Raw genomic sequence first — 20,555 nt, forward strand, 5'->3', positions numbered from 1 at the left:
CTGACACATCAAGGTGCGGTGTGCATTTTTGTTTTCACTCAGGGAAAACAGACGAATGCGCCTGCACCTCGCGCTGTTTTGGGTATAGAATAACAAAACCGATGACCAAGCCCCGGGCTTTGGTGCATCTGAGCATAGCTATCAGGCGGAACAATGAGCGATTCACAAACAAATAATGCCGACGGTAAAGCGATTTCAATGAGCGTGATCGGTGCGGGCTCTTACGGTACCTCACTGGCGATATCTCTGGCTCGTAACGGAGCTAACGTGGTGTTGTGGGGACATGACCCTGAGCACATGGCGCGTCTGCAAGCCGATCGGGCCAACCACGCCTTTTTGCCGGGTATCGATTTCCCGCCATCTCTGATCATTGAAGCTGATTTGCAAAAGGCGGTGCAGGCGAGTCGTGATTTGTTGGTCGTGGTACCCAGCCATGTGTTCGGTATTGTGCTCAACAGCCTGCAACCTTATCTGCGCGAAGATACCCGTATCTGCTGGGCAACGAAGGGGCTGGAGCCGGAAACCGGCCGTCTGCTGCAGGATGTGGCTCGTGAAGTGCTGGGGGATAACCATCCACTGGCGGTGCTGTCCGGTCCGACGTTTGCCAAAGAGCTGGCGATGGGTATGCCGACCGCGATCTCTGTTGCGTCTTCCGATGCCGAGTTCCTGAAGCAGTTGCAGGAGAAAATCCACTGCAGCAAGACCTTCCGCGTCTATGCCAACAATGATTTCACCGGCCTGCAACTGGGCGGCGCGGTGAAGAACGTGATTGCGATTGGCGCCGGGATGTCGGATGGCATCGGTTTTGGTGCCAATGCGCGTACTGCGCTTATTACCCGCGGCCTGGCGGAAATGAGCCGCCTAGGCGCGGCTCTGGGCGCACAGCCGGAAACCTTTATGGGCATGGCTGGTCTGGGCGATCTGGTGTTGACCTGTACTGACAATCAGTCACGTAACCGCCGTTTTGGTCTGGCGCTGGGTCAGGGCAAAGATGTCGATACCGCACAGGATGAGATCGGTCAGGTCGTTGAAGGTTACCGCAACACCAAAGAGGTGTGGCTGCTGGCACAGCGTATGGGTGTTGAGATGCCAATCGTTGACCAAATTTATCAGGTATTGTATCAAGGCAAAGACGCGCGTCTGGCCGCTCAGGACTTATTGGCGCGCGACAAGAAAGCAGAACGAGAATGATCACCACCAAGCTGCTTGGTAGAATTTTGAAGGATTAAAAGAGCTGCGCGGTACGCCGTTGTGCCGAACACAGCCAGAGGCAGAGTGAATAATGAAACAGTGTGCACAAAGTAAAGTTTGGCAGACCATAGTACAAGAAGCCCGAGAGCAGGCAGAGCAGGAGCCGATGCTGGCCAGTTTCTACCATGCGACCATTATTAAGCATGACAGCCTGGCGGCTGCGTTGAGCTACATCCTCGCTAACCGTCTGGAGACGGCGTCGATGCCGGCGATTGCGGTACGGGAAGTGGTCGAGGAAGCATTTAAATCAGACCCGGCTATTGCTGAAGCCGCCGCCTGTGATATTTGCGCCACGGTCAACCGTGACCCGGCGGTGTCGATGTATTCCATGCCGCTGCTGTACCTGAAAGGTTATCATGCTCTGCAGGGCCACCGGGTTGCCAACTGGTTGTGGAAGCAAGGACGCCAGGCACTGGCAACCTATATGCAGAACCAGATTTCTGTCGCGTGTCAGGTGGATATCCACCCGGCGGCACAAGTCGGGCGTGGCATCATGCTGGATCACGCCACCGGCATTGTGATCGGTGAAACGGCCGTGGTCGGCGACGACGTGTCGATTCTGCAGGACGTCACGCTGGGCGGTACCGGTAAAGAGAGCGGTGACCGTCACCCGAAAATCCGTGAAGGGGTTATGATCGGTGCCGGAGCGAAAATTCTCGGTAATATCGAAGTCGGCGAGGGCGCTAAAATCGGCTCTTGTTCGGTGGTGCTGCAACCTGTGCCGCCACACACGACAGTAGCCGGGGTGCCGGCACGTATCGTCGGCCGGCCAAAAACCCAGAAGCCGTCGCTGGATATGGATCAGCAGTTCAATGGCCGCACTCAGACGTTCACCGGCGGAGATGGCATTTAAGCTTGCCTGACCGTAAGTGGTTTAAAATCTGCCTGGGTTGACAGCGTAAGGCGAAAACGAAAAAAGGATGATGCCGGGCATCATCCTTTTTGTTTGCTGTTCGGTTGGTGCGGCTTACGCCATTGCATCCAGTTCCGCAATCACTTCTTCTGCCCAGTTGATCCAGGCCTGGCGAACCAGCAGATTACGGCGTAGCGTCAGACGCTCCAGACGTTGCTGCTTATCCATTACCGCCGGATTGGCGTAGTAAGCCGACTCAATCTCTTTGTAGTGAGTCACCAGCTTACGGGATTCTTCAATCAGCTCGCCCAGTTGAGCCCGGTAAGGGTGTGCAGGCTGAACGGCACAAGCCATCAATTTAGCACTGAATTCATCCCTTACTGTCGGATGCGCGGTCGGCTGATCGAACCATTCGCCCAGAGCGCTGCGGCCTGCGTCCGTAATCGAATAAACTTTACGGTCAGGTTTGCCTTCCTGAGGTTCCAGGACACAAGTTACCAGGCCCTGCTGACCCATTTTATTCAGTTCACGGTAGACTTGTTGGTGGCTGGCTTTCCAAAAATAGCCAATGCTCGCAGAAAACTCTTTGGTGATATCGTAGCCGGTTGCATCGCGAGTGCTAAGAACAGTAAGGATAACGTGTGGTAATGACATGTCTTCAATCCAAATGGTTAATAAACTTTTTACACCAGATTCAGCTATCGTGGGTACTCTGCGGTACTCTCTGATGCAGTGCCTGATTCTGGTCAGCAGAAATCTGCTGTCATGTCACCTTAAAGCCGTTTATCACCTAGGGTTGATACTCTACGTATCGCTCTGCGACTTGTTGTTATTAAATGCCGTCATCGAGCAGCCGTAGTATATCTAAATAATAAGCATAAAGTAGAATACAATGCGGTTTTGAAATAAAAAACTGATATTGTTCTCAATAAGATTGCTAGGTAAAACAAAAGACCGCAAAGATGCGATCTTTTGTTAATTTTTAGAATTTTATACTGGCGATTAGCCGGTGTTACGCATGCCTGCGGCAATACCTGCGATGGTCACCATCAGTGCTTCTTCCAGCTCGGGATCCGGCTGTTCACTCTGACGGGTACGGTACAGCAGTTCAGCCTGCAGCATGTTGAGCGGCTCAACGTAGATGTTACGCAGGCGAATCGACTCATGGCCCCATGGGTCGCTTTGCATCAGGTTCTCGTTGTTTTCCACGTTCAGCACGGTTTTGATGTCTTTCTGCAATTGATCGCGCAGACGCTGGCCAAGCGGACGCAGTGGTTCATCCACCAGGCGCTCGTCGTAGTAACGGGCAATATCCAGATTACACTTGGTGTACACCATTTCCAGCATACCGAGACGGGTTGAGAAGAACGGCCATTCGCGACACATCTCTTCCAGCTGCGCCTGGTAACCTTGATCGATGGCGTGCTGAATCGCTTCGCCGGCACCAAGCCAGGCCGGCAGAACCAGACGGTTCTGGCTCCAGGAGAAGATCCACGGAATGGCACGCAGACTTTCCACACCGCCATTCGGGTTACGTTTCGCCGGGCGTGAACCGAGCGGCAGTTTACCCAGCTCCAGTTCAGGTGTGGCCTGACGGAAGTAAGGGACGAAGTCGGCTTCTCCACGCACGACCGCACGGTAAGCCGCGCAGGATACGTCTGACAGCACTTCCATCAGATCGCGCCACTCCTGTTTTGGCTCCGGAGGCGGCAGCAGGTTGGCTTCCAGAATCGCACTGGCGTACACGTTGAAGCTGTTGACCGCCACGTCCGGCAGACCGAGTTTAAAGCGGATCATTTCACCTTGCTCGGTCACGCGCAGGCCGCCTTTCAGGCTCTTTGGCGGCTGAGACAGCAGTGCGGCGTGCGCTGGCGCACCACCACGACCGATTGTACCGCCGCGGCCATGGAACAGGGTCAGCTCAATACCGGCTTCTTCGGCGACTTTAACCAGGGATTCCATCGCATGGTACTGTGCCCAGCCCGCCGACATCACACCGGCGTCTTTGGCGGAATCGGAGTAACCGATCATCACCATCTGGTGGTTCTGGATAAAGCCGCGGTACAGGTCGATGCTCATCAGCTGGGTAATAACGGCTTCGGCGTTATTGAGGTCATCGAGCGTTTCAAACAGCGGACATACATCGAGGCGGTAAGGACAGCCGCATTCTTGCAGCAGCAGATGGACTGCCAGCACGTCAGACGCAGTGCGCGCCATGGAAATCACGTAGGCACCAAAGGCTTCACGTGGCTGAGACGCGATAATTTTACAGGTATCGAGGACTTCTTTAACCGGCTCTGAAGGTTGCCAGTCGCGCGGCAGCAGCGGGCGTTTAGAGGCCAGCTCGTTAGTCAGGAAGGCAATCTTGTCCTGCTCACTCCACTGGTCGTAATCACCAATACCCAGATAACGGGTCAGTTCAGACAGCACATCAGAGTGACGGGTACTTTCCTGACGGATATCAAGGCGTACCAGGTGTACGCCGAACGCTTTCACGCGGCGCAGGGTATCGAGCAGTGAGCCATCGGCAATCACGCCCATGCCACATTCGTGCAGCGACTGGTAACAGGCGTACAGCGGCTCCCACAGCTGACTGATGTTACGCAGCGGTGCTTTAACCGCCAGTTGCTGGCCATGCACTTTGGCATCGAGGATTTCCAGCGTTTCCTGCAGCACCGAACGCACCCGTTTCAGGATGGCGCGGTACGGTTCGTGTTCTTCTTCACCTGCCAGATCGCGAACCGTGTCGTTACACTTGGTCATCGACAGTTCGGAGATCAGCTCATTGATATCACCCAGATACAGGTCCGCCGCTTTCCAGCGTGACAGCAGCATGACTTCACGGGTAATGGTGTGGGTGACAAACGGGTTACCGTCACGGTCGCCACCCATCCAGGAGGAGAAATGGACCGGACGGGCATCGATAGGCAGCCCTTCGCCGAGGTAGTTTTTCACGCTGACGTCCAGTTCGCGCAAAAATTCAGGTACCGCCTGCCATAGTGAGTTCTCAACCACAGCGAAACCCCATTTGGCTTCATCCAGCGGCGTCGGGCGCTGTTTACGGATAACATCAGAGTGCCAGCCCTGAGCGATCAGCTGTTCTAAGCGACGCTCGGTTTTAAGGCGCTCTTTGGACGAAAGGTCGCTCAGCTCAAGTTTCGATAAACATTCGTTAATCTTAACCAGATTATTGATCATGGTACGACGGGTGATTTCCGTCGGGTGCGCGGTCAGAACCAGCTCAATATTGAGATCTCGCACCGCCTGTGCGGTATCGAGTTTGCTGATGCTGTTGTCGCTCAGTTTACTGAACAGATCGTGAATGGCGTCAGGTTCACACACATGCTCTTCGCAGTGACGCGAGATGGTGTGGTACTGATCGGCAATATTGGTCAGATTCAGAAACTGGTTAAACGCGCGGGCAACCGGCGTTAACTGATCATTGTTCAGGCTTTTAATCTCTTCAATGAGATTATCGCGGTCGGCCTGATTGCCGGCGCGGGCAGATTTGGAAAGTTTTCGGATGGTTTCCACTTTCTCTAAAATAACGTCACCGCTGGCATCCTGAATTGTCTGCCCCAGAAGGCGACCCAGCATGCTCACGTTACTTTTGAGCGCGGCGTATTTCTCGTTCATTGTCATCCTGCCTTGTAAAAAAATTACATCCATTGTTCTTTTCTTAAGTACACAATCTAACTATGTTTGTCCACTACAGTCAAACCCGACATACTAAAATTCCATTTATGCCGTTGAGCAATCATTTGAACACTTGTTCAGTCAAATTCCCAATTTTGTTGAAAATTTCTTACAAAAACCCCCGAGCGAATAAAATCTGCTCAGGGGCTGTCATTCAAGATTTATGCTTTAAAAGCAGTATTTAACCATGGCTTTCGATAACACATTGATGGTCGGATCAATGAAGTCAAAGGCGAGGAACTCATCCGGCTGGTGCGCCTGATCAATCGATCCCGGACCCAGTACCAGGGTCGGACACAGCTGTTGCAGGAACGGCGCCTCAGTGCAGTAATTGACGGTTTGCGCCGGCTGCTCACAGATTTGACTGACGTCAGTCACGAACGGATGGTCGTGATCACAGGCATAGCCCGGAATCGCATCATGCAAAGGTTCAACTTCAATCCGGCCCGGCCATTTGTCCTGTACCTCTTTCAGGGCACCGCGCAGCATGTTATCCAGACCGTCCAGGCTGATGCCCGGCAGCGGACGTACATCGTAGTGCAGCTCACAGCAGCCACAGATGCGGTTTGGTGTGTCACCGCCATGGATATGGCCGAGGTTAAGCGTCGGGTGCGGGATTTCAAATCCCGGATGCTGATACTCTTTAATCAGCTTGTCGCGCAGTTGCATCATCGCGAACATGACTTCGTACATAATTTCGATCGCATTGACGCCCAGCGCCGGGTTGGAGGAGTGGCCCGACTTACCGGTCACGCGAATCGCATTGGCAACGTGACCTTTATGGCCGTAAATTGGCACCAGACTGGTGGGTTCGCCGATGATGCAGTAATCGGGCTGAAATGGCGCGTTTTCAGTAAAGTGACGCGCACCGAGCATGGTGGTTTCTTCATCACAGGTCGCCAGCACGTACAGGGGTTTGGTCTGCTTGCTCCAGTCGACTTTTTTCACCGCTTCGAGGATAAACGCAAAGAAGCCTTTCATATCTGCGGTACCGAGGCCGTAAAAGCGGTTGTCGGCCTGAGTCAGGGCATGGGGATCAAAATTCCAGCGTCCTTCGTCAAATGGCACGGTATCACTGTGACCGGCCAGCAGCAGGCCGCCTTCGCCCTGACCCTTTTTCGCAATCAGGTTCTGTTTGCCGGGAGCGACCTGGTCGATTTCAACGCTAAAGCCAAGCGCAGTAAGCCAGTCCGCCAGTTTGGCAATCACCTTTTCATTGCCCAGGTCCCATTGCGGGTCCGTGGAACTGATCGACGGGGTCGAAATCAAGCCTTCATAGACTTCGAGGAAACTCGGTAATTGCATATTATTCTTGCTCCTACTATTGACAGAATAACGCTGAAAATGTAAAAAACATATTAAATCACTTTTAATGAATAAAAAACCAAATAATCCGGTCTTTTTACAAATTAATAGTCAGTTTAAATGTAAATCAATAATCAGTTTTAACTATTATCATTTACCTTCACTTTGGATGCTTTGAGATGCTAAAAACCACCATTATCGGCGCAAGCGGCTACACCGGAGCAGAACTTGCTCTTATGGTTCACAAACACCCAGAGCTCACGCTATCAGGTTTATACGTTTCCGCCAACAGCGTCGATGCAGGAAAATCGATTGCCCAGTTGCACGGTAAACTGGCGGGGCTGGTCGATATGCCGGTACAGGCATTGACGGATGTGGAGCAGGTCGCGCAAGAGTGTGATGTGGTGTTTCTCGCGACGGCGCACGAAGTAAGCCACGATCTGGCACCGGTTTTCCTGGCCAACAACTGTCAGGTGTTTGACCTGTCAGGTGCTTACCGGGTGCAGAGTGAAGGTTTTTATGACCAGTACTACGGCTTCCAGCACCAGCATGGTGACTGGCTGGCGGAAGCGGCTTACGGACTGGCCGAGTGGAACCAGGAAGCTATTCTTAATAGTCAGCTGGTCGCGGTAGCCGGTTGTTACCCGACGGCTTCGCAACTGGCCATTAAGCCACTGCTGGCAGCGGGTCTGGTTGATAAAGCGCAGTGGCCGGTGATTAATGCGGTCAGTGGCGTCACGGGCGCAGGCCGTAAAGCCACCATGACCAACAGTTTCTGTGAAGTCAGCCTGCAGCCGTACGGTGTGTTTACCCACCGTCACCAGCCGGAGATTGCCACTCACCTGGGTTGTGATGTGATTTTCACGCCGCACCTGGGTAACTTTAAGCGCGGGATTCTGGCGACCATCACCATGAAACTGGCGGCGGGTGTCAGCGCTGAGCAGGTTGCACAGGCCTTTGCTGAGGCATACGGCGACAAGCCGGCGGTACGTTTGCATACCAGCACGCTGCCGCGTATTCAGGATGTTGAGTTCACTCCGTTCTGTGATATTGGCTGGAAGGTGCAGGGCGAGCACGTCATCGTGGTCTCGGCAATTGACAACTTATTAAAAGGCGCATCGAGTCAAGCGATGCAATGTCTGAACATACACTACGGTTTCGATGAACTGACCGCTTTGGTGTGAGGGTAAGGTATGACGGATACAAAACAAAATCCATTAGTGGTTAAGTTAGGCGGCGCGGCGCTGTCGTGCAGTGAAACGCTGAGCAAGTTGTTTGGCGCGATGGCTCAATACCAGGCTGAGGCGCAGCGTCCACTGGTGATTGTGCACGGTGGTGGTTATATCGTCGATGAACTGATGGAAAAACTGCAGCTGAAAACGGTTAAGAAAGATGGTCTGCGTGTTACCCCGTATGATCAGATTGGCTACATCACCGGCGCTCTGGCCGGTACAGCCAACAAGCTGCTGCAGGGCCAGGCGATTAAAGATGGCCTCAATGCGGTCGGTCTGAGCCTGGCGGACGGTGGTCTGTGTCAGGTCGAGGAACTGGACCCTGAGCTGGGCGCTGTGGGCCTGGCGAAACCAGGTAAAGCGGACGTGGTGAATGCGCTGCTGGCGGCGGGCGCTCTGCCTATCATCAGTTCCATCGGCATGACCAATGAGGGTCAGCTGATGAACGTCAATGCCGATCAGGCCGCAGTGGCAGTGGCAGCGGCGCTGGATGCCGAGCTGGTGCTGTTGTCGGATGTCAGCGGCGTACTGGATGGTAAAGGTCATCTGATCCACAGCCTGAATCAGCACCAGGCGGACGCTCTGATTGAAGCCAAAGTGATTACCGATGGCATGATTGTTAAAGTCCGTGCGGCTCTGGAAGCGGCACAGGATCTGGGCCGCCCAATTGAAGTGGCCACCTGGCGTTATCCGGAAAAACTGGCGCAGCTGTTTGCCGGCCAGAGTATCGGCACCCAGTTTTTACCGCAGTAAACATATTGAATTATTCACCCATCCGTTTTGTTAACTCGTCTGTTTGAAAAGATTGATTTTTAACGTAATGTGTTGAACGGATGGGAAACCAAACGAAGCAGATTTTTTACAGCATCATAGCAAAACAACCTGAGCACTAACCGCCAAGCGCAGAGCCAGGGAATCGGAGATAAAAGAACATGAGCAAAGTTCAAGTAAATAAAGTGGTTGTCGCTTATTCTGGCGGTCTGGATACCTCAGTGATCATTCCATGGCTGAAAGAGAACTACAGCTGTGAAGTGGTTGCCTTCGTGGCCGATGTGGGTCAGGGTGCTGACGAGCTGGTTGGCATCGAAGAGAAAGCGATCGCATCAGGTGCATCTGAGTGTTATGTGGTTGACCTGAAAGAAGAGCTGGTTAAAGACTACATCTACCCAACTCTGAAAACCGGTGCTTACTACGAAGGTAAATACCTGCTGGGTACCTCAATGGCACGTCCTGTGATTGCTAAAGCTCAGGTAGAAGTGGCACGTAAAGTGGGTGCGGATGCACTGGCACACGGTTGTACCGGTAAAGGTAACGACCAAATCCGTTTTGAAGGTGCATTTGCGGCACTGGCACCGGATCTGCACGTGATTGCACCATGGCGTGAGTGGGATCTGGTCAGCCGTGAAGAGTGTCTGGATTACCTGGCAGAGCGCAACATTCCGTGTGCGGCGTCACTGACTAAAATCTACTCACGTGATGCCAACGCATGGCACATCTCGACTGAAGGTGGCGTACTGGAAAGCACCTGGAATGCACCAAACGACGATTGCTGGGCCTGGACAGTGGATCCTGAGCAGGCTCCAAACGAAGCAGAATACGTGACGCTGAAAGTGGCCAAAGGTGAAGTGGTTGCGGTTGATGGTCAGGAACTGTCGCCATACGACGCACTGGTTGCTCTGAACGAAAAAGGCGTGAAACACGGCGTGGGTCGTATCGATATCGTTGAAAACCGTCTGGTTGGTATGAAGTCGCGTGGTTGTTACGAAACTCCGGGGGGTACCATCATCATGGAAGCTCTGCGTGCCGTTGAGCAACTGGTGCTGGATAAAACGTCTTTTGAATTCCGTGAAGAGCTGGGCATTAAAGCATCACACCTGGTGTATGATGGCCGTTGGTTTACTCCACTGCGTCAGGCAGTGTTCGCTGCGGCAGATGAACTGGCGCAGGACGTGAACGGTGAAGTAGTGATCAAGCTTTACAAAGGTCAGGCGACAGCAACGCAAAAACGTTCTGAAAACAGCCTATACTCAGAAGAGTTTGCCACCTTTGGCGCGGATGAAGTTTACGACCAGAGCCACGCGGGCGGTTTCATCCGTCTGTACTCTCTGTCTAGTCGTATCAGAGCGTTGAACGCCGCTGCGAAAAAATAATCCGGCGTAGTCTGCGTCTACACGCTTTAAACTGAATCTCAGCCCGCTTGTTTTGCAAGCGGGCTTTGTTGTATGTGTGAGATTATAAGCATAGTTATCTGGTTATTTTTGAATAAGTATGTTTAAAAAGTGAATTTTTACTTTATTTTTTGTTCAACTTCCCGTAACTTTGACGGGTAGGCAAATAACACAATAAATCGCCTGTTTCAGGTCGAATATCATATTAGCAAAAGCAAGTGATTAGTGAGCATTAGGAGAAACGCAATGGCATTATGGGGCGGAAGATTTACCCAGGCAGCAGACACCAGATTCAAACAATTTAATGATTCATTGCGCTTCGATTACCGCTTGGCGGAACAGGACATCGTCGGCTCGATTGCCTGGTCCAAGGCTCTGCTGTCAGTCAATGTGTTAACAGCAGAAGAACAGCAAAAGCTGGAGCTGGCACTCAATGAGCTGAAACTGGAAGTGATGGAAGATCCGGAACAAATCCTGTTGTCAGACGCCGAAGATATCCACTCCTGGGTTGAACAGCAGCTGATTGGCAAAGTGGGTGACCTGGGTAAAAAACTGCACACTGGCCGTTCACGTAACGACCAGGTCGCGACCGACCTGAAACTATGGTGTCGTCAGCAGGGTCAGCAACTGCTGATCGCGCTTGACCGTCTGCAAAATAAAATGGTGGAAGTGGCCAGAGAACATCAGGGCACAGTACTGCCGGGTTACACTCACTTGCAACGCGCTCAGCCGGTCACATTTGCTCACTGGTGTCTGGCTTACGTGGAAATGTTTGAACGTGACTATTCACGTCTTAGCGATGCCATCAAACGTCTTGATACCTGCCCGCTGGGTTCAGGCGCTCTGGCGGGTACCGCATACTCTATTGACCGTGAGAAACTGGCACACAATCTGGGCTTCCGTCGTGCCACCCGTAACTCACTGGACTCGGTATCTGACCGTGACCATGTGATGGAGCTGATGACCACTGCGTCTATCTCTATGCTGCACCTGTCACGTCTGGCAGAAGATATGATTTTCTATAACTCAGGCGAGTCAGGCTTTATTGAACTGGCAGATACTGTGACTTCCGGCTCTTCCCTGATGCCGCAGAAGAAAAACCCGGATGCGCTGGAGCTTATCCGTGGTAAAACCGGCCGGGTGTATGGTTCACTGGCTGGCATGATGATGACAGTGAAAGCACTGCCACTGGCTTATAACAAAGACATGCAGGAAGATAAAGAAGGCCTGTTCGACGCGCTCGACACCTGGAACGACTGTATGGAAATGGCCGCGCTGTGCTTTGAAGGTATCAAGGTCAATGGTGAGCGGACTCTGGAAGCGGCCAAGCAAGGTTACGCCAACGCGACTGAACTGGCTGACTATCTGGTAGCAAAAGGCATCCCGTTCCGTGAAGCGCACCATATCGTTGGTGTGGCCGTGGTCGGTGCGATTGCCAAAGGCAGTGCGCTGGAAGAGCTTTCTCTGGCAGAACTGAAAGAGTTCTCACCGGTGATTGAAGAGGATGTGTACGCGATTCTGACGATTGATTCGTGTCTGGAAAAACGTAGTGCGTTGGGTGGTGTCGCGCCGCACCAAGTAGCTTACGCAGTAGAACAGGCGGAAAAACGGCTGGCTAAACGTGATGCCTCATCGGTCAAAGTACGTCCGGCTCGTCTGACCGACATTGAACGTCTGGAAGGCATGGTGGCTTACTGGGCCAACATGGGGGAAAACCTGCCACGTTCACGCAATGAAATTGTGCGCGATATCGGCTCATTCGCCGTGGCAGAACATAATGGTGAGATCACCGGTTGTGCGTCACTGTATGTGTATGACTCAGGTCTGGCAGAAATTCGCTCCCTGGGGGTGGAAGCCGGCTGGCAAGGTCAGGGCCAGGGGACAGCGATTGTCGATTACCTGGTTAACAAAGCGCGTCAGATGGCCATCAACAAGGTGTTTGTTCTGACCCGTACCCCGGAGTTCTTTATGAAGCAGGACTTCATTCCGACCTCGAAGACGCTGTTGCCGGAAAAAGTACTGAAAGATTGCGAACAGTGCCCGCGTCAGCATGCCTGTGATGAAGTGGCTCTGGAAGTGAATCTGGATGACCAGCTGATCATTAAGGCGAGTGTTGCATAAGCTGCTGAATATAAAGCGTTCATGAATTTGTTTAAAAAAGATCAAAAAAGATCGATTTTTATCGGAACCAATAAGAGGAAGCAGGGTCTATTACTGTACCACTGCTTTTTCTTAGAACTCTCTAAGAGAGCCCTGAAACAGACTTAGTTTCAGGGCTTTTTTTCTTTTTTTGCCCCGCACCATTCACAATGGTGAATTATTCATCAGGCTTATCTTTGCCACTGTGTTTACGTAATGGCAGGATCACGAACTTCATCCAGACATGCAGCAACAGCAAACTATTGCAGGCAAAAGCGGCCATGAGCAGGGTAATGGATTCAATCGTGCGCGGTGTGTCGCGGCAGGTAAACCACCAGAGAATCCAGCACAATACCGACAGCACGGTTAATTGATTCATACAGCGTTGGCAGCGGCCGATTTTTTTCCAGAACCAGTGGCTTTGACAGTCGTAACAACTCATCGTCTTCTACTCATCGGTAACCGTTCATCCTTAATCACTTATTGTCAGTCTGAATTGAGAGTGCGGACTCCAGTATAAGGCGAGCAGGAAAAAAACAGCAAGCTGTGGCATCTATCCTCTTTAGCGCCATTCAGCCTGTGGGGCGCTCACAAAAAAGCCGCCAGCTTGTGAGGCTGGCGGCGGGTCATGTTTATAAGGTAAATGTCATCGGTGACTGAATGGCTTCCTGCAGTGTATGGCGCAGCCTGACTGTTATGCGCTGCGGTTGATTAAGTAGCTTTCCAGCTCTTCACTGCCACCAATATGTTTACCGCCGATAAACACCTGCGGCACTGTGGTACGCCCGGTGATGGCGCGCAGGCTGACGCTGGTGGCATCTTTACCCAGAATCACCTCTTCATACTGCAGACCGGCGTCAATCAGATTCTGCTTGGCTTTCGCACAGAACGGACAGCCCGGTTTGCTGAATACCGTAATCGATTCCTGGGTTTTAAACTCCGGTGCCAGGTAGCTCAGCATAGTATCGGCGTCAGACACTTTAAACGGGTCGCCCGGTTCGTTTGGTTCGATAAACATTTTTTCCACGATACCGTTACGTACCAGCATGCTGTAGCGCCATGAACGCTGACCAAAACCGAGATCGCGCTTATCGACCAGCATGCCCATGCCTGAGGTGAAATCGCCGTTACCATCCGGAATAAAGGTGATGTTTTCGGCTTCCTGATCGTTTTTCCAGGCATTCATCACAAAGGTATCGTTGACCGACATACAGAGGATGTCATCAACGCCATTTTCTTTGAAGACCGAAAACAGTTCGTTGTAGCGTGGCAGGTGGCTGCTGGAGCAGGTCGGGGTGAACGCGCCCGGCAGGCTGAATACAATCACGGTTTTGTTAGCAAACAGTTCGTCACTGCTGACATTGACCCATTGATCGCCCTGACGAGTCGGGAACGTAACCTGCGGGACTGACTGACCTTCTTTCGATACAAACATACGGTTTTCCTTCCAAGTTTTAGATTCGTGTCCAGGGCAAAGTGATTTCGCCCTGTTGATGACGCCATTATTGAATAAATACTTTGATAGCTCTAATCGTTTGATGTTATGGTTTTGATAGGTACATCCTATAGAGGTACACAATGAATATTCGTGATTTTGAATACTTGGTCGCCCTGGCCGAGCATAAGCATTTTCGCAAAGCGGCTGAGGCCTGCTTCGTCAGCCAGCCGACCCTGAGCGGTCAAATTCGCAAGCTGGAAGATGAACTGGGTACGGTGCTGCTTGAGCGCAGCAGCCGGCGGGTGCTGTTTACTGATGCCGGTCTGCAGCTGGTGGAACAGGCTAAACGGATTCTGAGTGAGGTGAAAACCTTTAAAGATATGGCCAGCGGACAGGGTGGGTCAATGACCGGCCCGATGCACATCGGCTTTATTCCGACCCTGGGACCCTACTTATTACCGCGTATTGTACCGACCCTGAAACAGCGTTTTCCCGAACTGGAACTGTACCTGCATGAAGCACAAACCCAGCAGCTGATCCATCAGCTTGAAGAGGGTAAGCTCGATTGTCTGGTGCTGGCGTCGGTCGCTGAAACCGAACCGTTTAAAGAGCTGGACATTTATGTCGAACCGATGAGTATTGCGATTCCGTGCGGCCATGAGTGGGCCGAGCGTGATGAAGTCGACATGATGGAGCTGAAAGGTAAAACCGTACTGGCTCTGGGCGATGGTCACTGCCTGCGCGATCAGGCGCTGGGTTTCTGTTTTGCCGCTGGTGCTCAGGATGATGAACGTTTTAAGGCCACCAGTCTGGAGACGCTGCGCAATATGGTTGCGGCGGGAGGCGGCATTACGCTGCTACCGGAGCTGTCGCTGCCGGCGGAAAAGGTCAAAGACGGTGTGTGCTATGTTAAAGCGGTCAATCCGGTTCCATCGCGTAGGCTGGTACTGGTGTATCGTCCGGGCTCACCGCTCAGACAGCGTTTTGAGACTCTGGCTGCGGCGATGCATGACTGTCTGATGGCGCTGCCGAACACCGCCACCGGTCTGACTGCCGCCTGATTATTAATCTCAGGCTGATAAACCACAAAGAGAAACAAAAAAAGAGGCTGAATATTCAGCCTCTTTTTTATCTTACCTGACGATTAGAACAGGGATTCGTTCTCATCGTTGGTGTAGGTACTGTTGGTCGATGACTCGCTAACGTAATCTTCAGGTTCGGTGCCGTCGGCAAAATACTCAAACATTGAGCTGCCATCAAGCTTATTGGTCAGCAGCCCGGTGTTGCGGTCGATACGCACTCGTGAGATGCCATCCGGCACTTTCTTATCCTGCTCGCCAACCCCTTGCAGGGCTTGCTGCATGAATTCGATCCAGGCTGGCTGAGCCGTTTTCGCACCCGCTTCCACACCGGAGACATCATCTTCAATCGCAGGGTTTGGTGTACTGCGACCCAGATCGCGGCTGTGCTCATCAAAACCGACCCAGGCGGTGGCGACAATGCCCGGAGCAAAGCCGTTGTACCATGCATCTTTTGAATCGTTGGTGGTCCCGGTTTTACCGCCGATGTCGCGGCGTTTCAGTGCTTGTGCGCGCCAGCCGGTGCCGTTCCAGCCGGTGCCTTCACGCCAGTCACCACCACCCCAGATGTTGCTGTACATCATTTCGCGGACCAGGAAGGCGTTCTGCTCAGAGATCACTTGTGGTGCATACTGAGTGTCCGCATCCTGCTCGCTGATGCCGTTCATATCGGTCTGGTCACAGGCCTGGTGGCAGACTACTTTCGGAGTTGCCTCATATTCAGGTTCGCCGAACGGGCCCATCACTTTGCTGATGTAGTATGGCTCAACATAGTAGCCGCCATTGGCAAAGACGGAGTAACCTTGTGCCATTTTGACCGGAGTCAGGCTACCGGCACCGAGTGCGATGGTTTCTGAACGCGGTAATTTATCCAGTTCAAAACCAAACCGGGTCAGATACTGACGCGTATCATCCAGGCCAACTTCACGCAGTACCCGTACTGCCATGACGTTTTTCGACTGCGCCAGACCAATACGGAGACGGGTCGGACCGCCATAAGTCGGTGGCGAGTTCTTTGGACGCCATGCGGTGCCCTGGCTCTGATCCCACTGGTTAATCGGTGCGTCGTTGATCAGACTGGCCAGGGTCATGCCTTTATTCAGTGCGGCAGAGTAGATGAATGGCTTGATACTGGAGCCGACCTGACGCACGGACTGCGTAGCACGGTTGAACTTGTTATGGACGAAGTTGAAACCGCCGACCAGAGCACGGACCGCACCGTTTTCCGGGTCCATGGCAACAAATGCGGTCTGCGCATTCGGTACCTGGCTCAGTTTCCAGTGTTGCTGCTCTGCATCATCTTGATGTAACTGACGTACCCAGATTTGCTGACCGGCCGCCATAATGTCACTGGCCGCTTTTGGCAGCGCGCCCTGACGTTCATCGGTGATGAAGCGGCGGGCCCAGTTCATATCATCCCAGGCGATGGTTTGCAGGCCGTTGTTTTTGACCCACACCTGAGCCGATTGCGGCTCAACGTTCACTACAACAGCAGGGTAGAGATCGTTGTAGGTCGGCTCATCCTGCAGATGGTCGCGAATTTTCTCTTCGTCCCATGCAGCCTGGCCGGATTTCCACAGTTCTTTTTCCGCGCCGCGGTAACCGTGACGTTCATCATAAGCCAGCAGGTTATCCAGAGCGGCGCGATTGGCCGCTTTCTGCAGTTTTGAATCGACAGTGGTGTAGACGTTCATACCTGAGGTATAAGCATCTTCGCCGTAGCGGTCGATCATCCAGGCACGGGCAATTTCGGCGACGTAAGGTGCGTTAAGAGAAATCTCTGCACCGTGGTAGCGTGACTGCAACACTTCGTTCCGCGCTTCGTGATACTGCGCCTGGGTGATGTATTTCTCATCCAGCATACGTTGCAGTACCACGTTACGACGATGGGTCGCACGCTCAAGCGAGTAGATAGGGTTCATGGTCGACGGTGCTTTTGGCAGACCGGCAATCATGGCGATCTCACCTAAGGTCAGATCTTTCACTTCTTTACCAAAATAGGCCTGTGCGGCTGCGCCGACCCCGTAAGAACGGTAGCCGAGATAGATTTTATTCAGGTACAGCTCAAGGATTTCGTCTTTGCTCAGCAGTTGTTCGATATGCACAGCGATAAAAATCTCTTTGATTTTTCGCATGATCTTCTTCTCGTTAGACAAGAAAAAGTTCCGTGCCAGCTGCTGGGTAATGGTACTCGCACCCTGAGAAGCGCTGCCGGTTGCAATCACAGCGAACGCGGCACGAGTGATACCGATCGGATCAAATCCGAAATGTTCGTAGAAGCGTGAGTCTTCGGTGGCGATGATCGCCTCGACCAGCTCTTTCGGCATTTCGTCCAGTTTGAGCGGAATACGGCGCTGCTCACCAAACTGAGCAATCAGTTTGCCGTCGCGACTGAAGACCTGCATTGGCGTCTGCAACTTTACATCGCGCAGTGTCGCCACATCTGGGAGGTCAGGCTTTACATAATAGTAGAAGCCAAAGATTGTTGTGACTCCAAGAATAATGCAAATCAATGAAAATACTAATAAACGCTTTATGAACTTCACCGGAGAATCCCTGTTTAGTAGAGGCTGCCCTAATGGAAACCCTTGTACTCTAGACTAAAACCTCAGCACTTAAAAATGTAACGCAGCTATTTTTCACATAAAGCTGTTTGGCGAACTGAGCTCTGTTACGAATATCGCTTTCAGCGACCTGGCGCTGTATTGCATATCACTGCGTGGTCACAGAGTGTTGTTACTGGAGTTAATCTTATTTATGGGTCAATCATTAGTTGCAGGTGTCGATATCGGCCACCACAGTATTAAAGCCGTGCTATTAAAACCGCATCGTGAATCTTACTCGCTGCTCGGTTGGCAGGAGATAGTCGTACCTGATGATATTTTCGCTGATAACCACACGCTGAATTATCAGAAAATTGTAAAGAAACTCAAAGAACTAAAAAAGGCATTACCGCTATTTAGTCGTAAAGTGGCGCTGGCAGTGCCGGACAGTTCGGTAATAACCAAACAAATACAAATAGATAGTGCTTTAGACAGCCATGAACAGCAGTTTGCGGTCTACCAGGCCTTTGCCCAGCAGTCTCCCCTGCCTCTTGATGCGTTGCAGTTGGATTACATTATGCAACCTGGATCCGTTAGCGCTGAGGGCAAGCAGGAGGGGCAGGTGTATGCGACCCGGAGTGAAGTGGTGCAAAGCCGGGTTGCCGCACTGCGCGGTGCCGGATGGCAACCTTTGCAACTGGCTCTGCTCAGTCAGGTGATGCGTGGTTTGTGGTGCTGGTACAGCGTGCAGCAGGGACGCAGTGACTGCCTGCTGGTCGATGTCGGCCAGCGTTGGCTGACTTTAACGATGCAACTGCCCGACGGCAGTTTTTACTACAGGCAACAGAGTTTTAATCAGCCGCCGGCTTTAACCTTCCCAGCTATGTCCTCCGCTGCCGAAACGGTGGCGGACGCCATGTTATGTGATTGCCTGCAGCGTGAGCTGCAACGGCTGTCCGCTCTGCACGGCAGTGATGTAGTGGCCGGACTATGGCTGTGTGGCGGCGGCGCAGAGCAACTGCTCAGCAGCCCGCTGACTGAGGCTCTGCCTTGTGAACTGCTCTCGGTGTTCGATGGCCTGGATCGGGCGGGCGGCGCAAGCCTGCCGGAGAAACCGCATTGCTATAGCCTGGCGATGGCTCTGGCGTTATCGGGTTTACGCTGGCAGCAGCAGTTATTGTCAGGGGCGAAGCGATGAGCGCGGAGGTGAACTTCCTGCCCTGGCGCGAACACCAGCGCGTCGCCGCTCAGCACCGTTTTGTTGCCGCCAGTCTGGCGGCAGTGATGTTCGGGTTGGTACTGCTCGCATTGGTGGCCTGGCAGCAACAAAGCAGAATCACGCAGCGTCAGCAGCAGCTTAGCGCGTTACAGCTGCAGTCAGCTCAGTTGGCGCGCTATCCGCAGCAACTTGCCGAGTGGCAGCATAAGCTGGCTCGCTCACGTGCGCATCAGGAAAGCCGACAACAACTGCTGGACCAGCGTCATCATGCTGAGCGACTGATGCAGCAACTGGCGTCAACCGTGCCGCCTGGTGTCTATCTCGACAGCGTTATTCAGAGTGTTGCTGTGGTTGAGGTGCGCGGAGTCAGCCTGGCCGCCGACCATCTGCATAATCTGCTCGAACAGCTGCAAGAGGCAAGGTCAGTCAGCGCAGTCAACATCGAACTTATTGCTGCGCCTGAACATCGCTTTGGCAGCATCTATCAGCCGTTTGAGCTGTCATTCCGGTGGCAGCCGGAGCGGGCGGTGCAGCCATGATGCGTGAATTACAATTTGATCTCAGCGAGATGGCGCAATGGTCACCAGGCGCGCAGTGGCTGCTGCGTCTGCTGCTGGTGCTGATTGTGGCAGCTATCGGCTATCAGTCGCGCCTGCTGCCTCAGCAGCAGTTTGCAGCATCCCTCGATCAGCAAATTGAGCAGATAAGCCAGGAGCTGCGTCAACGGGCTGAGGCGAAACATGAACTGCAGATGCTGCAGGACCAATATGCCGACCAGCGGGCGAGCCATGACGCATTACTGCGTCACTTTCCGCGTCAGCAGCAGTTGGCGCCTTTGTTAAATCACATCAGTCAGTTGGCTGCTCAGCATCAGCTTGTGCTGACCCGGCTTGAGTGGCAAACCGTGGTGCCTGAGGCCCAATTACTGCGTGTACCACTGCGTCTGGAAGCCAGTGGTGAGTATCCGGCGTTGCGCCACTTTATGCGCGATCTGGCGGCGCTGCCTTTTGGCGTGCTGTTGACTGATGTGCGCTGGCAGCGTATCTCCCCGGATCTGTCACGGCTGCAGATCCGTGCCCGCGGCTTTACCTATCTGGCTGATGAGTTGCACAGTGATGATGAGTTCGGGAGTGAGGATGACTAGGTCAGGAATGCGGCTTATCAGCCATAGACTATTGCCTGCGGTGCTGGTGCTGACGGGACATTGTGTCTTTGCCGTCGCCCCCTTTACTGCCGACTCTTTGACCGCTGAAACAGGGCCGTTGACCGGAGCGGAGGCTGAGCGGCATAGCGCGGCGAGTAATCCGTTTGCGGTGCCGTCCACAGCCAGTGATGCTTCCGAACCATGCCGCAGTTTGTTGCCACTGCCGCTATCGTTGCGCCCGGAAAATGAAGGATGGCCTGCTGAGGGCAGCTGGTTATTGAAAGCCGTGCTCGGTAATGAGCAGCAACGCCTGGCTGTGATTGAAATTCAGGCCGGGCAACTGGTGCAGGTTAAGGTCGGCGACCAGGTGGCAGATGCGCGGGTGGAACGAATCGATGCTCGTTCGCTGTGGCTGGTGCTGGCTGAGAATAACAACTGTAACCGGCCTGAGCTGCTGAGGATCAAGATGGAGTTGAGTGCAGCGTGAA

17 protein-coding genes are annotated in these 20,555 nt (G+C 53.0%); 11 read left to right on the plus strand and 6 right to left on the minus strand.

Annotated features, from left to right (window positions below; genetic code table 11):
- The first annotated feature begins 153 nt into the window (after positions 1-153).
- A complete protein-coding gene (gene gpsA / locus KNV97_RS20065; RefSeq protein ID WP_218562642.1) occupies positions 154-1,191 on the plus strand; it encodes an NAD(P)H-dependent glycerol-3-phosphate dehydrogenase in 1,038 nt (345 codons plus the stop codon).
- A 91-nt stretch (positions 1,192-1,282) separates the two neighbouring features.
- On the plus strand, positions 1,283-2,104 hold the full coding sequence (cysE, locus tag KNV97_RS20070) for a serine O-acetyltransferase (protein WP_136485297.1): 822 nt from the start codon (positions 1,283-1,285) through the stop codon (positions 2,102-2,104).
- Between the two features lie 114 nt (positions 2,105-2,218).
- Here the strand turns inward: cysE and KNV97_RS20075 are convergent, their stop codons facing one another.
- From KNV97_RS20075 to argE, 3 genes are all read right to left on the minus strand, one after another.
- The gene (locus KNV97_RS20075) at positions 2,219-2,758 is read right to left on the minus strand and encodes a PadR family transcriptional regulator (RefSeq protein WP_136485295.1); all 540 of its coding nucleotides are present in this window, start codon (positions 2,756-2,758) and stop codon (positions 2,219-2,221) included.
- Between the two features lie 348 nt (positions 2,759-3,106).
- The gene (gene ppc, locus KNV97_RS20080) at positions 3,107-5,740 is read right to left on the minus strand and encodes a phosphoenolpyruvate carboxylase (RefSeq protein ID WP_136485293.1); all 2,634 of its coding nucleotides are present in this window, start codon (positions 5,738-5,740) and stop codon (positions 3,107-3,109) included.
- A 228-nt stretch (positions 5,741-5,968) separates the two neighbouring features.
- Entirely contained in the window at positions 5,969-7,105 is a 1,137-nt protein-coding gene (gene argE / locus KNV97_RS20085) for an acetylornithine deacetylase (RefSeq protein WP_218562643.1), read from the minus strand.
- Between the two features lie 179 nt (positions 7,106-7,284).
- Between argE and argC the strand changes: the two genes are divergently transcribed.
- From argC to argH, 4 genes are all read left to right on the plus strand, one after another.
- The gene (argC, locus tag KNV97_RS20090; protein WP_218562644.1) at positions 7,285-8,289 is read left to right on the plus strand and encodes an N-acetyl-gamma-glutamyl-phosphate reductase; all 1,005 of its coding nucleotides are present in this window, start codon (positions 7,285-7,287) and stop codon (positions 8,287-8,289) included.
- Between the two features lie 9 nt (positions 8,290-8,298).
- Positions 8,299-9,090: an acetylglutamate kinase gene (argB, locus tag KNV97_RS20095; RefSeq protein ID WP_136485286.1), complete on the plus strand. Its 792-nt coding sequence runs from the start codon at positions 8,299-8,301 to the stop codon at positions 9,088-9,090.
- 179 nt (positions 9,091-9,269) lie between these two features.
- Complete coding sequence (locus tag KNV97_RS20100) at positions 9,270-10,487, plus strand: argininosuccinate synthase (RefSeq protein WP_136485284.1); 1,218 nt, start codon at positions 9,270-9,272, stop codon at positions 10,485-10,487.
- A gap of 264 nt (positions 10,488-10,751) precedes the next feature.
- The gene (gene argH, locus KNV97_RS20105; RefSeq protein WP_136485281.1) at positions 10,752-12,626 is read left to right on the plus strand and encodes an argininosuccinate lyase; all 1,875 of its coding nucleotides are present in this window, start codon (positions 10,752-10,754) and stop codon (positions 12,624-12,626) included.
- A gap of 196 nt (positions 12,627-12,822) precedes the next feature.
- Here argH and KNV97_RS20110 read toward each other — a convergent pair whose 3' ends face one another.
- Both KNV97_RS20110 and KNV97_RS20115 read right to left on the minus strand, forming a co-directional pair.
- A complete protein-coding gene (locus KNV97_RS20110; protein WP_136485279.1) occupies positions 12,823-13,086 on the minus strand; it encodes a DUF3624 domain-containing protein in 264 nt (87 codons plus the stop codon).
- 252 nt (positions 13,087-13,338) lie between these two features.
- The gene (locus KNV97_RS20115) at positions 13,339-14,079 is read right to left on the minus strand and encodes a glutathione peroxidase (protein WP_218562645.1); all 741 of its coding nucleotides are present in this window, start codon (positions 14,077-14,079) and stop codon (positions 13,339-13,341) included.
- A gap of 143 nt (positions 14,080-14,222) precedes the next feature.
- Here KNV97_RS20115 and oxyR point away from each other — a divergent pair, with 143 nt between their 5' ends.
- Positions 14,223-15,143: a DNA-binding transcriptional regulator OxyR gene (oxyR, locus tag KNV97_RS20120; RefSeq protein ID WP_218562646.1), complete on the plus strand. Its 921-nt coding sequence runs from the start codon at positions 14,223-14,225 to the stop codon at positions 15,141-15,143.
- Positions 15,144-15,226: 83 nt separating this feature from the next.
- On the opposite strand, the gene KNV97_RS20125 is transcribed toward oxyR, so the two are convergent.
- Positions 15,227-17,707: a penicillin-binding protein 1A gene (locus tag KNV97_RS20125; protein WP_218562647.1), complete on the minus strand. Its 2,481-nt coding sequence runs from the start codon at positions 17,705-17,707 to the stop codon at positions 15,227-15,229.
- Between the two features lie 211 nt (positions 17,708-17,918).
- On the opposite strand from KNV97_RS20125, the gene pilM reads away from it, so the two are divergent.
- From pilM to KNV97_RS20145, 4 genes are read left to right on the plus strand one after another with little or no spacing between them, the layout of a single operon-like run.
- Positions 17,919-18,902, plus strand: a complete 984-nt coding sequence (gene pilM, locus KNV97_RS20130) for a type IV pilus assembly protein PilM (RefSeq protein ID WP_218562648.1) — start codon at positions 17,919-17,921, stop codon at positions 18,900-18,902.
- Entirely contained in the window at positions 18,899-19,462 is a 564-nt protein-coding gene (locus KNV97_RS20135) for a PilN domain-containing protein (RefSeq protein WP_218562649.1), read from the plus strand. Before pilM ends, KNV97_RS20135 begins: the two co-directional genes overlap by 4 nt.
- Entirely contained in the window at positions 19,459-20,067 is a 609-nt protein-coding gene (locus tag KNV97_RS20140; protein ID WP_218562650.1) for a type IV pilus inner membrane component PilO, read from the plus strand. The genes KNV97_RS20135 and KNV97_RS20140 overlap by 4 nt, the downstream gene beginning before the upstream one ends.
- Positions 20,060-20,554 carry a hypothetical protein gene (locus KNV97_RS20145; protein WP_218562651.1) on the plus strand — a complete coding sequence of 165 codons (495 nt, stop codon included), beginning with the start codon at positions 20,060-20,062 and terminating at the stop codon, positions 20,552-20,554. Before KNV97_RS20140 ends, KNV97_RS20145 begins: the two co-directional genes overlap by 8 nt.
- Position 20,555 lies beyond the last annotated feature (1 nt).

This window comes from Vibrio ostreae (assembly GCF_019226825.1).
GTDB classification, from domain to species: Bacteria; Pseudomonadota; Gammaproteobacteria; order Enterobacterales; family Vibrionaceae; genus Vibrio; species Vibrio ostreae.